The organism is Kribbella sp. NPDC000426, assembly GCF_040300265.1.
Classification (GTDB): Bacteria; Actinomycetota; Actinomycetes; order Propionibacteriales; family Kribbellaceae; genus Kribbella.
In genome coordinates this window covers 127590-142938 of sequence record NZ_JBEPDK010000012.1, presented here as the reverse complement: position 1 = coordinate 142938, position 15349 = coordinate 127590, and the positions used below count along the sequence as shown (strand labels likewise).

The following is a 15349-nucleotide window of genomic DNA, read 5'->3' as shown; positions in this document are numbered from 1 at the left end:
ACAGGACACAGGCCCGCAGTGTGACTGTCACAAGCCCGGCGGGTGCCCTGTCTTACCTGATGACAGCGCAAAGACACGGGAAACAACCGAAGGGGATCAGCGATGAAGATCGTCATCATCGGCGGCACCGGCCTGATCGGCACGAAGCTGGTGGCGAAGCTCACCGAGCACGGCCACGAGGCGGTGCCGGCCGCGCCGAGCACCGGTGTCAACACCATCACCGGCGAGGGCCTGGCCGACGTGCTCAAGGGCGCCGACGTCGTGATCGACGTCGCCAACTCGCCGTCGTTCGAGGCCGGGCCGGTGATGGAGTTCTTCAAGACCTCGACCGGCAACGTGCTCCAGGCCGAGGACGCGGCCGGGGTCCGGCACCACGTCGGGATCTCGATCGTCGGCACCGAGCGGATGCCGGAGAACGCCTACTTCGCCGCGAAGATCGCCCAGGAGGAGCTGATCAAGGCTTCCGGCCTGCCGTACTCGCTGGTGCACTCGACGCAGTTCTTCGAGTTCGTCGGGCCGACTGCGGACTCGGGCACCGACGACGAGGGCAAGGTGCACATCGCACCGGTCGCGTGGGCGCCGATCGCCGGTGAGGACGTGGCGAAGAACCTCGCGAAGGTCGCGGTGGGCGAGCCGCTGAACGCCCGGATCGACATCGCCGGACCGGACGAGTACCGGATGGACGAGTTCTTCCGGAAGGCACTGGCTGAGCGCGGCGACACCCGCGAGGTCGTCTCCGACCCGCACGCCCAGTACTTCGGCGCCGAGCTGAAGGAGCGCAGCCTGGTCCCCGTCGGGCCCGCCACCCTCGGCGAGCTGCACTACGACGAGTGGTACGCGGCCCAGGCCGGTCGATGACGATGAGCGAAGCTGATCCGACCCTGCGGGACCTCGAGGTCGAGGTCGAGGCCGACATCCAGCTGGACGCGGCCGGCGCCGTACCGGACGACGACGAGCTCGACTGGGTGCTCGATCCGTACGAGGCGCAGGCCGAGACGGCGGATCTGAACAGCTTGCGCGGCGCGATCCAGGCGCTCGAAGGCGACGAGCCGCCGTACGCTACTGGGAGCTGACAGAAAGGTGCCGATGGAGCTCGACGACGCGGTCGCCGTCTTCAACGAGGTGCGGCCGCGCCTGATGGGGATCGCGTACCGGATGCTGGGGAGCCACGCCGAGGCCGAGGACCTGGTCCAGGAGGTGTGGCTGCGCTGGCAGGCCGCCGACCGGAGCAAGGTCGAGAGTCCGGTCGCGTACCTGTCGACGGCGGTCACCAGGCTCGCGATCAACGCGAGCCAGTCCGCGCGGGCCCGGCGGGAGACCTACATCGGGCCGTGGCTGCCCGAGCCGGTCGACACCAGCGCCGATCCGTACCTCGGCGCCGAGCGCGGGGAGGCCCTGAGTTTCGCGGTCCTCCTCGTGCTCGAGCGGCTGTCACCGACCGAGCGGGCGGCGTACATCCTGCGCGAGGCGTTCGACTATCCGTACGACGAGCTCGCGACGATGCTGCAGTCGACAGAGCCGGCGGTGCGACAGTTGGTCAGTCGAGCGCGGAAGCGGATCCGCGCGGAACGCCGTACCGAGGTCACCGGCAGCCAGCAGAAGAAGCTGTTGACCGCTTTCGTCGAGGCGGCGCGGTCGGGTGATCTCGCCGATCTGGAGCAGTTGCTGGCCAAGGACGCGATCAGCTACTCCGACGGCGGCGGGGCGGCGCGTGCGTCGAAGTTCCCGGTCGTCGGGCGGGACCGGGTGGCGAAGTACCACCGGGCGTTCCAGTCACGGTTCTGGGTCGGTGTCACGGTGGAGTTCGGCCGGGCGAACGGCCAGGCGGTCGCGATGCTCGAGCGCGACGGGGTGATGTTCGCGGTGTGCACGGTGATCGCGTCGGACGACGGCATCGACGAGGTGCTGTGGATGATGAACCCGGCGAAGATCACCGCGGTCGCTTGAGCTGGAGGAGATGTGTTCAAGCGGGGCGATCATGCCGTCGTACACCGGTTCGCCATGGCCTGCCGGACCGGCAGCCCGGGGGCGATCCGGAGTTTGCTGGCGCCTGAGGTGATCGCGGTCAGCGACGGCGGCGGACAGGTGTTCGCCGCGCCGGGCCCGGTGCGGGGGATCGCGCAGGTCGCGGAGTGCGTGTCCACCGTGCTCGAGGTGCATCCGGAGATGTCGCTGACCGTCGAGGCGGTCAACGGCCAGCCGGGCGTCGTACTGCGCGGCGACGGGCGCGTCGTCGCCGTCGTGAGTCTGAAGGTGACCGGCGCCAAGGTCGCCGCGGTCTGGATCGTGCTGAACCCGGACAAGCTGCGGCACTGGGTGTGACCTGTCCTGGGGAATGAACCCCCCTGGTCTGGTGTTGACGTGTCAACCTAGACTTGTTGTGGTGAGCGGACAGGAGAGTGGGAAGCATGCCTGAGTTGGCCTTCGGGCTGGACAGCTTCGGGGACATTCCCGTCGATGACAGCGGTGCGCCGGTGACCGACGCGGCGGCGATCCGGCAGGTGGTCGACGAGGCGGTCCTGGCCGACCAGATCGGCGTGAACGCGATCGCGCTCGGTGAGCACCACCGGCCGGAGTACTCGATCTCCTCGCCGGAGACCGTGCTGGCCGGCATTGCGACGAAGACGTCGAACATCAAGCTCGGCTCCGGTGTCACCGTGCTGAGCTCGGACGACCCGGTGCGGGTCTTCCAGCGGTTCTCGACCGTCGACGCGCTGTCGAGCGGGCGGGCCGAGGTGATCCTCGGGCGCGGGTCGTTCACCGAGTCGTTCCCGCTGTTCGGGTACGACCTGGCCGACTACGACAAGCTGTTCGAGGAGAAGCTGCAGTTGTTCGTGCAGCTGCTCGACGAGAAGCCGGTCACCTGGGAGGGCACGGTTCGGGCCGCGCTCGACAATGCCGACATCTACCCGAAGACCGAGTCCGGCCGGCTGAACACCTGGGTCGGGGTCGGCGGTTCGCCGCAGTCCGTCGTCCGTACGGCGTACTACGGACTGCCGTTGATGCTGGCGATCATCGGCGGGGCGCCGGACCGGTTCGCGCCGTACCTGGATCTGTACAAGCGGGCGGCGGAGCAGTTCGGGACGGTCGCGCATCCGGTCGGCATGCACTCGCCGGGGTTCGTCGCGGAGACCGACGAGCAGGCGAAGGAGATCTTCTACGCTCCGTACAAGGTGATGCGGGACCGGATCGGCGCGTTGCGCGGCTGGCCGCCGTTGAAGCGCGAGGAGTTCGAGTCCGAAGTACTGCACGGATCGATGTACGTCGGGTCGCCGGAGACCGTCGCACGCCGGATCGCGGATGCGGTGGGGACGCTCGGGGTTTCGCGGTTCGATCTGATCTACTCGGGCGGTCCGTTGCCGGTGAGCGCTCGGATGAAGGCCGTTGAGCTGTACGGCACGAAGGTCATCCCGCTGGTGCGCGACATGCTCGCGGAGTCCAAGTGACGACGATCGGGATTCTGGGGGCCGGGAAGGTCGGGACTGTCCTGGCCCGGCTCGCGATCGCGGCCGGGTATCGCGTGCTGATCGCCGGCTCGGGCGACGTTTCCAAGATCGCGTTGATCGTGGAGGTTGTCACGCCGGGTGCCGTGGCCACGACCGCTGCCGAAGCGGCGGCGGAGGCCGATGTGGTGATCCTGGCGCTGCCGCTCGGGAAGTACCGGACGATCCCGGTCGACGAGCTGCGCGGCAAGCTGGTCATCGACGCGATGAACTACTGGTGGGAGGTCGACGGCATCCGCGACGACCTGACCGATCCGCGGACGTCGTCGTCGGAGCTCGTCCAGGACTTCCTGCCCGAGTCGCGCGTGGTCAAGGCCTTCAACCACATGGGCTACCACGACCTCGACGAGGGCTCTCGCCCCTCAGCTGCGGCTGATCGCAAGGCGATCGCCATCGCCGGTGAGCCTGCCGACGCGGCCGAGGTCGCCGCGATTGTCGACGCCCTCGGATTCGATCCGGTCGTCGCCGACTCGCTTGCCGACGGCAAGCGCCTCGAGCCCGGCACCGAACCCTTCGGCGCCAACGTCGCCGCCTCCGAACTCCGCGAGATGCTGACCCGCTATCCCCGGACCGTCCAGGCCCAAGAGGCAGCCGCAGCTCGCGCCGCCACCGAGAACGTCGCCTGACTCGCCCGCGACCCACCCCGCGACCCACCCCGCGGCCCACCCGGGATCCTGCGGCGTTTCCCTGGCAGACCCATCAAACAGGGGGTTCCCCACCCGGAGTACGGGTGGGGAACCCCCAACGTGATGGGTCTGCTAGCCGAATTGGGTCAGGTGCCAAGCCTGCGCGCGGGTTGGCTAGCCGATGGAGATGCGGTCGAGGTCGGGGGCGGAGTCGGCCGGGTTGTAGATGCGGATGGTGTTGGCGCCGGCCGTGAGGTGGATGGGGACGGTCGTGGTGCGGACTGTGTTGTTGCCGATGTCCGTGACCGATACCTCGGCGGGGGCGCCGCTGTTGACGGATACGAAGTACGACTTGGTGCCGTTGACCGTGTAGTCGATGTAGAGCGTGTAGTCGCCTTCGGTAGGCACTGTCACGTCGGGGAAGACGACGTGGGCATCGTCGGCGCCGCCGAGGTTGCGGACCTTCTGGCCTCCGGAGCACGGGCCGCAACTGGTGATGCCGGCGGAGCCGATCTGGTTGAGGGAGCTTTCGGCTTCGCGCATGAAGATGCGGTCCGCCGGGCGGATCTGGATCGGGACGGTCTTCGAGATCTTGTGGGGGAGGCCAACGGTCTCGAAGGTGACGTCGATCGGGACTTGTGCGGCTGTGGAGCCGGTCAGGGTCCAGGTCCCGGAGATGACCTGGCCGAGGCGGAGCCGGGATGCCGTGACCGGCGCGCCGGTGACGGTCCAGCCGGCCGGTGCGGTGGGGGACAGCTTGACGTTGTCCACCGCATCCTCGTCCAGGCGAAGGTTCGCCGAGACGGTCACCGATTGCTGCCCCGGGCCGACCCACACGATGCCCGACGGCTGCACGGTCATCGTGGTTTTCGGCACGTCCGACGCGGGTGGGAGCGGGCCGACCGTGATGCGGTCGAGCGGCGAATCACCCGTGATCTGTACGACGTTGGCACCGGCCTTGAGCTGCACCGGAATCGCGATACTCGTCGGCACCTCGGGGTTGCCGGGGTCCAGGGTCGCGCTCACCGGAGCGGCCCCGTTGACCCGTACCTGGTAAGCGCGGTCCTTGGCCGGCGTTCCGTAGAGCTCCAGTTTGTAGGAGCCATCGGCCGGCGCTTGGAGGTTCCGGTACGTCGCCCCGCCCACGACAGCAGCAGATCCGGAGCAGGCTGCGCACCGCCGTACGTGCGTGCCTCGCACCGACTCGGCCTCCAGCGGGACCGGATCGTGCAGCGCCTGCGGGTACGCGTACCCGACGCGGATCTCGTCGATCTTCAGCTTGCCGAAGTACGTCGGGGACTGCGCTCCCGCCCACGTGTTGAGTACGTCGAGCTTGATATACCGCGCGAGTTGGTTGCCGATGTCAATGAACTGGACTCCGCGCCGGCTGGGCATGGCGGCGGCGCTGACCTGTTTCCAGTGCCGTCCGTCGATGCTGACCGAGACCTTGTAGTCCTTGATCCGGGCCGAATCCTCGGGCCGACCGAAGGATTCGCGAGCGTGGGTGGGGGACCACTCGGTCTGGTTCACCGCGAGGTACGTCGCGGACCGCGGCCGCTTGAGGTCGAGCGTCATCGAGACCGGGAACTTGCCGTCGGCATCCCAGTACGACGGGTAGCTGCCGTCCACCAGCGCGGACGCGGGATGCCCCGCGGCCGAGGACGAAGCTGTTGCCTCGAGCATGCTGTTCGGATACACACCGGTCTGTCCCGAGGTGGTCACCTTGAAGACAGTGTCGTAGGTGTCCCACGAAGTGACGCCGAGGATGCTCAGATAGCCGCCGGACTGGTTGAAGCGGAACTGCTTCCCCGTGCGGACATCCGACACCGCGGTCACCCGATAGCCGTTGTCCCGCAGCCTGATCAGGTCCTGTGACGCCGGCTTCGTCAGCACGTGGACGTACTGCGTGTTGCCGGCGAGCGTGATCACGCCGTGCGCGCCGTCGTTCCAGAAACCGGGCTGCATCCCGCCGTACATGTATCCGCCGCCCTGGGTTTTCGCCAGCGACGACTCGATCGGCGGCAGCCAGTCGGCCATGAAGTTGTTGAAGGCGACCTGCTGCGGCGGGAACTTCCCGTTGACCATCGCGGTCTCGGCCATCAGCGATTTGATCGACGAGCCGGCGTTCGCGACGTACCGGCCGACGCTCAGCCCGTAGTCGACCTTGCTGTCGCTGCCGTCGTACCACCACTGGCCGCTCGTCGGGAGCTTGTAGTCGGCCTCGGTCAGCCGCGGCATCGGCGTGAACGTCGCCTGCGGATAGTCGTACGCCGGGGTCATGCCGGTCTTCTGCTCGTTGCTGACCGTGTCCATGATCGGCGTGTCCTCGTTGTTGTTGCTGAGCAACCACGAGGGCCGTTGCTGCCGGATCTGTTCGTACAGTCCGTGCTGTTCCCAGTATTCGTTGTCGTTGTCGATCCAGAACCCGGACAGGTCGGGGTAGTCGTCCATGACTTCGTGGAACAGGTCATAGCTGTACATCCCGAACCCTTGCCGCGTGGTCAGGTCGACCTGCTGACCCTTGTACGCCGAGTACGCGGCCGAGTCGAGCGTCTCGACCCCGGGCACCTCGTTGTGCCACTGCGGGTCGTCGGTCATGTAGAGCAGCACGTGCACGCCCTTGGCCTTGCCCGCGGCCACGAGTTCGCCGAGGAAGTCCCGTTGCGTGGAGCAACTACCGGGAATCTTCGACGGCCACGGCCGGGCGTACCCGAGGCGGCTGTGGAAGGTCGCGAGCACGATGTACGACGCGTGCAGCTTGAGCGCCTCGTCGACCCAGTAGTCCGCGCTCCAGCCGCCGGCGGTGACGTCCCGCTCCCAGGCGGCACAGTCGGTGTGGCGGGGAGCGGTGAACATGCCCCAGTGCAGGAACAGGCCGGCGGTGGAGTCGCGCAGCCACTGCTGGCGCGGGTTCTCCACCTCGGCCCGGGCGCTGGGGCTGCCGGAGACGAGTGTGGTCAGAAGGGTGGCGAGGAGGGCGAGGACGAGCAGGAGGATGCGGGGGAGTCGCAGGGCCATCGGTGATCTCTCACTTCCAGCTGGGCGGAAGAATCTCTGAAGAATTAGGGCAACCAGATTGCCTATTCAGAGATCCGATCTTTCATCGCCCGACCCGGCCCGGTCAAGACCCCGGCACCGCCAACAGCTCCGCGACCACCGTGTCGAGCGCCATCCGGGCCGCACCGAGCGCGACCGAGTCCGCGCCCATCGTCGAGCTGACCACGTCGATCGGGACCAGCGTGAGCTTCGCCAGCTCGCGCCGGAACGGCTCGGCGATGATCGCCCCGCCGCGCGACATACCGCCGCCGAGCACGATCACCTCGGGATCCACGGCCAGCGCGAGCACAGCCGCCCCGCGCGCCAGCACCTCCGCGAACTCGATCAACACGTCCAGGCTCTCCGGATCCTGCCGAGCCGCCGAAGCAATCACCAGCTCACCCTCCCGCCCGGAGGCCAGGACGGCGGTCTCGGCGGCGAGTTCTCTGCCGCGGGCGTGCAGGCGCTCCATCGCGGGGGCCCAGCCGAGGGCCGGGAAGACGCCGATTTCGCCGGCGGCGCCGTGCCGGCCCTGGTGGACCTGGCCGTCGATCAGCACGCCGGCGCCGGCTCGGTGGCCGGCGAACATGTAGACGATGTCGCGGTAGTCGCGCGCCGCGCCCTTCCAGTGCTCGGCGAGCGCCGCGAGCTTCACGTCGTTGGCCACGGCAACCGGCCTGCCCAGTCCGGCCGACAGCTCGCCGGCCACGTCGATCTCGGTGAATCCAGGCAGCGAGTAAGGCGCCAGCGCCGAGCCGACCGGCCCTTCGCGGACGTCGTGCACCCCTTCGCCGGCCCGCAGGGCGCCGGTAACCCCGCAGGCGACGCCAGTGATGTCGGAGGCGGCGATCCGGGCCTGCGACCAGCTCGCCCGCGCCGCGTCGATCGCGGCGCGGACCCGGTCGGGGGCGGGCAGTGCGGGGTCCAGCGAGACCCGATGGGTCGCGAGGAGGTTGCCGCGCAGGTCGGTCACCACGGCCAGCGCCTTGTGCGCGCCGATGTCCAGGCCGGCGACGTACCCGGACTCGGCGCGGAAGCGGAAGTGCCGGGCCGGGCGCCCGGCGGCCCGCGTGGACGACGGGGTACGTGGGGCGGAGGTCTCCTCGACGCGACCTTCGGTGAGCAGCTCGGCGAGCAGGTCCTCGGCGGTCGGTCTCGAGACGCCGACGACCGCACGGAGCTCGCGCAGCGTCAGCGACTCCGCCGCGAGGAACGCGCCGAGCGCGGCGGACAGGTTGAGCCTGCGCAGCAGCGACGAATCGCCGGTACGCCCGTCGGGGGCTCGATCTTGACTCATCCGATGAATCGTCCTTATGCTCGCGCCGATATTGCTAACTAGATTGCATATTATGCGCCGTCGAGAGGAACCTGATGAGATCACGGTTGACGGTCACCCTGGCGGCCCTTCTGACGGTAGCGCTTGCGGGCTGTACGCAAGGTGGCAAACCCGCCGACGGCGCCAAGAGCGGAGGCGGCACCGTCGAACTGACGATGCTCACGTTCGAGACGCCGAACCTGCCGGCCTCGCTGTGGGATTCGGCGATCGCGCGGGTCGAGCAGAAGGTCCCGGGCGTGAAGATCAAGAAGCTGGTCACGCCGAACGTCGACCGCACGACGTACGCGAAGCAGCTGGCCAGTTCGGGTCAGCTGCCGGACATCATGATCGCGGTGAACCCGCAGGGCTTCGCCGAAGGCGGCCAGCTGGCCGAGTTCACCCAGGACGACCTGAAGGACTTCGCCGACCCGACCTCGGGCGCCATCAAGGGCAAGATCTACCAACTGCCGACGAACGCCCAGCCCCAGTCGCTGCTGTACTACAACAAGGACGACCTCGCGAAGGCGAAGATCACCGCCCCGCCGAAGACCTGGGCCGAGTTCCTCGCCGACTGCGCGAAGCTGAAGGCGGCCGGCATCACGCCGATCGCGGTCGGCGGCGGCGGTCAGGACACGTTCGCGAGCATGTACACGTGGGTCGGCACGGTCGGCACCGACGTCTACCTGTCCGATCCGGACTTCTCGAAGCAGATCACCGACGGCTCGAAGACGTTCGACGACCCGGCGTTCGTGAAGGCCACCGACAAGGTCGCGCAGCTGGCCAAGCTCGGGTACCTCGACAAGCAGGGCACCAGCCGCTCGTACGCCGACCACGAGAAGGCGTTCCGTGCCGGGTCCGCGGCGATGTACCCGATGGGCTCGTGGTTCGCGACGTCGGCGGACAACGACAAGCCGAAGTTCGGCGTCGGCGTGTTCGCCTGGCCGTCGGACGACGGGAAGGCCGTCGTACCGAATCTGACCGGCGGCGGGCTGAGCGTCAGCGCCAAGGCCGAGAACGTCGACCTGGCGAAGAAGTTCGCGCTGGAGTGGACGAAGGACAAGGAGACGTCGGACGCGTTCACCAAGGCCGACGGGACGTTCAACACGATCAAGGGCTACCAGCCGCCGGCCGACATGGGGCCGTTGTTCAAGGAGACGCTCGCGATCTACAACCAGGCCGTGCAGGACCAGACGGTGACGCCCGCCCTGTCGATCGAGCAGGGCGACAACGGGCTGCCCGCGGACATGACGGTGCCGGTGCAGCAGATCGCGGTCGAGTTGCTGAACGGGAAGTCGGACGCCAAGGCCGCGGTGACGAAACTGAACAAGGAATATGCGTCGCTCAAGTAGCCGGTCGGTCCGTGAGTTCGCCGGCTTCGCCCTGCCCGGGCTGTTCCTGTACGGATTGCTGGTGCTGGTTCCGATCGGCTGGACCGTCGGGCTGGGGTTCACCGACCGGAACCGGTTCGCCGCCGCCACGCACTGGGTCGGGTTCGACCAGTTCCAGCGGTTGTTCGGCGACGACCAGTTCTGGCTGGTGCTGAAGAACACGTTCGTGGTGACGGCGATCGTGGTCGTCGTACCGAATGTCCTCGGGCTGGCGATCGCGTTGCTGCTGAACCGGAACACGCTGCTGTACCGGTTGCTGCGGTCGGTCTTCTTCACGCCGGTGATCCTCAGCGGGATCGTGGTCAGTGTCATCTGGCAGAGCATGCTCCGGCCGGGCGGAGTGCTGGACCAGGTCGGCTGGCTGTCGGATCCGGGCATCGCGCTGTACTCGATCTCGGGGATCATCTGCTGGCAGATGCTCGGCTTCTGCGTCGTCGTCTACCTCGCGGGGCTCAACGGCGTACCGCGGGAGCTGTACGAGGCGGCGATCGTCGACGGGGCCGGCTGGTGGCGGCGGTTCGGGTCGATCACCTGGCCGATGATCGCGTCGGCGGTGACGATCAACACGGTGATGCTGCTGATCAGCGGCTTCAAGGTGTACGAGCACATCCTCGTGCTGACCAACGGCGGACCGGGCCGCAACACCACCGCGTCGATCGCGTTCGACGTCATCGAGAAAGGGGTCCGCGGTGACCGGATCGGGTTCGCCGCGGCGGAGGCGACCGTGATGCTCGCGATCATCGTCGCGCTGAGCGGCGTCGTACTGCGGGTGCTCCGGCGCCGGGAGGTGCACTTGTGAGGGCACTGCGACCGATCGGCGCCGTCGCGTTGGCCGCGCTGTTCTTCTTCCCGGTGTACGTCGTCGTGACCGGCATGCTGAAGCCGGTCAAGGATATCCAGTCGTCGCCGCTCGGACTGCCGGTGCCGCCGACCGCCGCCAACCTCGGTGCGGTCCTCGGCCGTGAGGACGGGCTGTACTGGTCGGCGTTGCTGAACAGCGTGCAGATCACCGTGCTCTCGGTGGTCGCGCTGACGTTGCTCTCGGCAATGTTGGCGCACTACCTGGTCCGCTCGACCGCACGCTGGACGCGGCCGGCGCTGCTGATGCTGCTGTCCGGGTTGATGATTCCGCCGGCGGTGATCCTGCAGCCGATCACGCAGGTGCTCGGCGCGGTCGGGTTGATGAACTCGGTGGTCGGCGTGGTCTGCGCGAACGTGGCGTACTACCTGCCGTTCGGCGTGTTCGTGTTCGCCGGGTTCATCGGCGGCGTACCGGTCGAGATGGAGGAGGCGGCGAGTATCGACGGCGCGAGCCGGTTCCGGCTGTTCTGGCAGGTGGTGTTCCCGACGCTGCGGCCGGCCGCGGCGAGCGTGATGATCTTCCTCGGGGTATGGGTGTGGAACGACTTCCTGACCCCGCTGATCGTCCTCGGTCCCGAGGCCGGGACCACGGTGACGGTCGGCGTCTACCGCTCGGTCGGGGAGTATTCGACCAACTTCGGCACGTTGTACGCGTTCTCGTTCCTCGCGTCGCTGCCGGTCCTGTTGTTCTTCGTCGCGCTGCAGAAGCAGTTCGTCGCCGGTCTCACCGCGGGGGCGGTCAAATGAGCATCCATTTCGCCGATGGGGTCCTGCTGATCAGGACGCCGGGTACGTCGTACTCGGCGTACCTCGGTGATGACGACATCCCGATCCACACGCACTGGGGTGCACCGATCACGGTCGCCGATGCGGAGTACCTCGCGCGTTCGACGGCAGCGCGGCTGGACGCGGAGTGGACGAGCTTCCGGTCGGCGGCGAACGGGCACGAGGAGTATCCGCTCGACGGGGGGCTGCAGTTCGGGCGGGCTGCGTTGTCGCTCGGGGACCAAGGTGTTGCATGGTCCTTCGCAGGGCACGTGATCGGCGAACGTCAGCTGGAGCTGCAGTTCGCGGCCGGCGATGTGCGGGTCGGTCTGCATTACCGCGTGTACGACGACAGCGATGTGATCGATCGGTGGGTGACCGTGCGGAACGAGTCCGCCGCGACGGTCGACGTCCGTCGGCTGGACTCGGCCGCATGGGTGCTGCCGGAGCAGGCGACGTACCGGATGTCGACGTTGACCGGGCGATGGGCGGCGGAGACGCGGCTGAGTCGGCATGCGCTCGGTGAAGGGCGGTTCGTGCTCGAGAGTCGGCGCGGGATCACCAGCCATCACGTGAATCCGTGGTTCGCGATCGACGACGGCACGGCGACCGAGGAGTACGGCGAGGTCTACAGCGCGGCGCTGCACTGGAGCGGGTCGTGGCGGATGCTCGCGCAGTACGAGATCGACGAGCCGGTGCAGGCGTTGTTCGGTTGGGGGCACGAGGACTTCGGGCCGCGGCCGTTGGAGCCGGGTGAGGAGCTCGAGACGCCGGTGTCGTCCGGGCTGTTCAGTGCCGGCGGCTTCGGTACGACGAGTCGCGCGTGGCACACGTACGCGTTGAAGCACGTGCTGCCGGGGGCCGGCGACGTACGGCCGGTGTTGTTCAACTCGTGGGAGGCGACGGGCTTCGACGTGGACGAGGCCGGGCAGGTCGAGTTGGCTACGCGGGCCGCGGATCTCGGGTGCGAGCTGTTCGTGCTCGACGACGGCTGGTTCGGCGGCCGGGTGGACGACCGGACCGGGCTGGGCGACTGGTGGGTGAACCGGGACCGGTTCCCGAACGGGTTGCAGCCGCTGATCGCGAAGGTGCAGGCGCTCGGGATGGGGTTCGGGCTGTGGGTCGAGCCGGAGATGGTGAACCCGGACTCCGATCTCTACCGGGCGCATCCGGACTGGGTCTACCACTTCGAGGGCCGGCCGCCGGCGTTGCGCCGCAACCAGCTGGTGCTGAATCTGGCTCGGCCGGATGTCGCCGCGTGGGCGTTCGAGCAGCTGGACTCGTTGCTGTCGGCAAACGATCTGCAGTTCGTGAAGTGGGACATGAACCGGCCGTTCGCGGACACCGGATGGCCGGCCGAGCCGTCGCGGCAGGGGCGGATCTGGTTCGATCACGTGACCGCGGTGTACGGGATCATCGATGCGTTGCGGGCGAAGCATCCCGGGGTGGCGATCGAGGCGTGTTCGGGTGGGGGCGGGCGGGTCGACCTCGGGATGATGGCGCGGGCGGACCAGTTCTGGACGTCGGACAACACCGATGCGCTGGACCGGCGGTACATCCAGCACGGGTTCAGCCAGGTGTATCCGGCGCGGACGATGTCGTGCTGGGTGACCGACGTACCGACGTTCATCAACAAGCGGACCGTGCCGCTGCGGTACCGGTTCCACGTGGCGATGGCTGGGGTGCTGGGGATCGGCGGCGATCTGACCGAGTGGTCGGCCGACGAGCTGTCGTTGGCGCGGGACCTGATTGCGGAGTACAAGTCGGTCCGGCACGTGATCCAGCACGGCGCGCAGTACCGGCTCGGCGAACCCGGGCGTGGGGTGTCAGCTGTTCAGTACGTGACGGATGATCGGCGGGAGTCGGTCGTGATCGTTTATCAGGAGGCTCAGCAGTTCGACAGTCCGGCGTTGCCGGTCAGGCTTCGCGGGCTGGATCCGGATGCGGCGTATGGCGAGCTGTCCGGTGCGGCGTTGATGTCCAGCGGCGTACACCTGTCATTGACCGGCGACTACGCCAGCGAGCTCCTTCACTTCAGGGCGCGCGGCGCGTTCGGCGCCGATGCCGGCGGTGATTACGCAGGCGATGCCGACGGCCTGGAGGAGACCGGGGGACTGGCTCAGGAAGATCCAGCCGACCAGTAGGGCCAGGGCCGGCTCGAGGCTCATCAACGTGCCGAACACGCCGGCGTCGAGCTTGCGGAGCGCCAGGTACTCGAGGCTGAACGGGATCACCGGAAGCAGCAGCGCCAGCCCGAAACCGATCACGACCAGCTGCCACGTCATGACCGGGATCGTGCTCGGCCCGGCGACCGCGGTGGCGACGACCGCGGCTACTGGCAGTGAGACGCCCATGCCTTGCAGGCCGGTGACGCTCCCGCCGACGCGCTGGGTGAGGACGATGTACGCCGCCCAGCACGCGGCCGCGCCGAGCGCGAACAGGACGCCCAGGCCGTCGACCGAGCCGTGCCACGGCTGGGTCAGCAGCATCACGCCGACGAACGCCAGTGCGGGCCAGATCAGCCGGCCGCGACTCCGCAGTACTGCGACCGAGAGCGGGCCGAGGAACTCGAGAGCGCTCGCTGTACCGAGGGGCAGGCGGGCGGCGGCGGCCATGAACAGCAGCGTCACGCCGGCGGTCGCGATGCCGAGCCCGACCGCGGCCAGGAACGAGTTGCGGTCGAACGAGCTGCGGCGCGGACGGAACAGCACGAGCACGATCAATCCGGCACAGGCCAGCCGCAGCCAGGCGGCGCCCTCCGGGCCGACCTGGTCGAAGAGCCCGACGGAGGCGGCCAGCCCGAGCTGGACCATCGTCATCGACAGGACCGCGAAGGCCACGCCGGTCCGGGTGTCAGGTGTGCTCATGTCCTCCAGTGAAGCTCGCTGATTCCTTCGCGTCCACGTGATAATCCTGGACAGACCGTTCATGATTAGTGAATGGATGTACGACGCCTCGAGCTGCTGCTCGCGCTGTCCCGGCAGGGGTCGATGCATGCGGTCTCGGCGACGCTCGGCGTCACCACGTCGACCGTCTCGCAACAGATCGCGGCGCTCGCCAAGGAGGTCGGGACGCCGCTCCTCGAGCCGGACGGCCGCCGCGTCCGGCTGACTCCGGCGGGTCGGCGGCTCGCCGCTCACGCGGTCGACATCCTCGCGGCACACGAGGCCGCGCGCGCCGACCTCGATCCGTCGGCCGAGCCCGCCGGGACTGTGCGTGTGGCCGCCTTCCATACGGTCATCCGGGACAGCTTGTTGCCGATCGTGGCCCAGCTGCCTCCCGCCGTACGACTGGAAATCCAGGAGCAGGAGCCACCCGAGGCGCTCGCGTTGCTGGAGCGCGACCAGGTCGACCTGGCGCTGAGCTACGACTACAACCTCGCGCCGGCCGCGGTCGACCCGGCCCTCGAATCCACTCCGCTCTGGGAGTCCGCGTGGGGCCTCGCCGTACCTTCCCACTCGCGCCGGTCGAGCGGTACGGCGGCCGACCTGATCGCCGCCTTCGCCGACAGCGACTGGATCGTCAACTCCCGCCACACCGCCGACGAACACGTCATCCGCACCCTGGCCGCCCTCACCGGCTTCGAACCCCGCATCACCCAACGAGCCGACACCCTTCAACTGGTCCAGGAAATGATCACCGCCGGCCTCGGCGTAGCCCTCATGCCCGCCACCTACCCCAAAACCACCGGCATCTCCCTCCGCCGCCTCCGCACCCCCGAACCCCGAATGCGCGCCTACGCCCTAACCCGCCGAGGCCGCACCAACTGGTCCCCCCTCGCCTTCGTCCTCAACCTGCTCTCGCCCACTCGTAAACGACCCTCCGCAAGCCGCTCGTAATCGGCAAGAAGACCCC

13 protein-coding genes and 1 pseudogene are annotated in these 15349 nt (G+C 68.3%); 11 read left to right on the top strand and 3 right to left on the bottom strand.

All coding sequences use genetic code 11. The features are described 5' to 3' along the window. Window positions 1-102: 102 nt before the first annotated feature. From ABT313_RS42900 to ABT313_RS42875, 6 genes are all read left to right on the top strand, one after another. The gene (locus ABT313_RS42900; protein WP_350866561.1) at window positions 103-858 is read left to right on the top strand and encodes an SDR family oxidoreductase; all 756 of its coding nucleotides are present in this window, start codon (window positions 103-105) and stop codon (window positions 856-858) included. Between the two features lie 2 nt (window positions 859-860). Next, complete coding sequence (locus ABT313_RS42895) at window positions 861-1073, top strand: hypothetical protein (protein ID WP_350866559.1); 213 nt, start codon at window positions 861-863, stop codon at window positions 1071-1073. Window positions 1074-1086: 13 nt separating this feature from the next. After that, window positions 1087-1947 (top strand): RNA polymerase sigma-70 factor, encoded by an 861-nt coding sequence (locus tag ABT313_RS42890; protein ID WP_350866558.1) that lies wholly within the window; start codon window positions 1087-1089, stop codon window positions 1945-1947. Window positions 1948-1959: 12 nt separating this feature from the next. Beyond that, window positions 1960-2322, top strand: a complete 363-nt coding sequence (locus ABT313_RS42885; protein ID WP_350866556.1) for a sigma-70 family RNA polymerase sigma factor family protein — start codon at window positions 1960-1962, stop codon at window positions 2320-2322. Between the two features lie 86 nt (window positions 2323-2408). After that, entirely contained in the window at window positions 2409-3446 is a 1038-nt protein-coding gene (locus ABT313_RS42880; RefSeq protein ID WP_350866554.1) for an LLM class flavin-dependent oxidoreductase, read from the top strand. Beyond that, entirely contained in the window at window positions 3443-4129 is a 687-nt protein-coding gene (locus ABT313_RS42875; protein ID WP_350866552.1) for an NADPH-dependent F420 reductase, read from the top strand. Before ABT313_RS42880 ends, ABT313_RS42875 begins: the two co-directional genes overlap by 4 nt. A 174-nt stretch (window positions 4130-4303) precedes the next feature. Here the strand turns inward: ABT313_RS42875 and ABT313_RS42870 are convergent, their stop codons facing one another. After that, window positions 4304-7147, bottom strand: a complete 2844-nt coding sequence (locus ABT313_RS42870) for a discoidin domain-containing protein (protein WP_350866550.1) — start codon at window positions 7145-7147, stop codon at window positions 4304-4306. Between the two features lie 103 nt (window positions 7148-7250). Then, window positions 7251-8462: an ROK family protein gene (locus ABT313_RS42865; protein WP_350866548.1), complete on the bottom strand. Its 1212-nt coding sequence runs from the start codon at window positions 8460-8462 to the stop codon at window positions 7251-7253. Window positions 8463-8536: 74 nt separating this feature from the next. Here ABT313_RS42865 and ABT313_RS42860 point away from each other — a divergent pair, with 74 nt between their 5' ends. The 4 genes and pseudogenes from ABT313_RS42860 to ABT313_RS42845 all read left to right on the top strand — a co-directional run. Further along, window positions 8537-9829 carry an ABC transporter substrate-binding protein gene (locus ABT313_RS42860; protein WP_350866546.1) on the top strand — a complete coding sequence of 431 codons (1293 nt, stop codon included), beginning with the start codon at window positions 8537-8539 and terminating at the stop codon, window positions 9827-9829. Beyond that, window positions 9813-10667 carry a carbohydrate ABC transporter permease gene (locus ABT313_RS42855; protein WP_350866543.1) on the top strand — a complete coding sequence of 285 codons (855 nt, stop codon included), beginning with the start codon at window positions 9813-9815 and terminating at the stop codon, window positions 10665-10667. Before ABT313_RS42860 ends, ABT313_RS42855 begins: the two co-directional genes overlap by 17 nt. After that, complete coding sequence (locus tag ABT313_RS42850) at window positions 10664-11476, top strand: carbohydrate ABC transporter permease (protein WP_350866541.1); 813 nt, start codon at window positions 10664-10666, stop codon at window positions 11474-11476. The genes ABT313_RS42855 and ABT313_RS42850 overlap by 4 nt, the downstream gene beginning before the upstream one ends. Further along, window positions 11473-13470, top strand: a pseudogene (locus ABT313_RS42845) (alpha-galactosidase); the annotation flags it as partial. The gene ABT313_RS42850 and the pseudogene ABT313_RS42845, both read left to right, overlap by 4 nt. Before the next feature lie 21 nt (window positions 13471-13491). On the opposite strand, the gene ABT313_RS42840 reads toward ABT313_RS42845, so the two are convergent. Further along, window positions 13492-14361 carry an EamA family transporter gene (locus tag ABT313_RS42840; RefSeq protein WP_350866540.1) on the bottom strand — a complete coding sequence of 290 codons (870 nt, stop codon included), beginning with the start codon at window positions 14359-14361 and terminating at the stop codon, window positions 13492-13494. A gap of 72 nt (window positions 14362-14433) precedes the next feature. Here ABT313_RS42840 and ABT313_RS42835 point away from each other — a divergent pair, with 72 nt between their 5' ends. Continuing rightward, window positions 14434-15333, top strand: coding sequence for a LysR family transcriptional regulator (locus ABT313_RS42835; protein ID WP_350866538.1), 900 nt, complete (start codon window positions 14434-14436; stop codon window positions 15331-15333). Window positions 15334-15349: the final 16 nt, after the last annotated feature.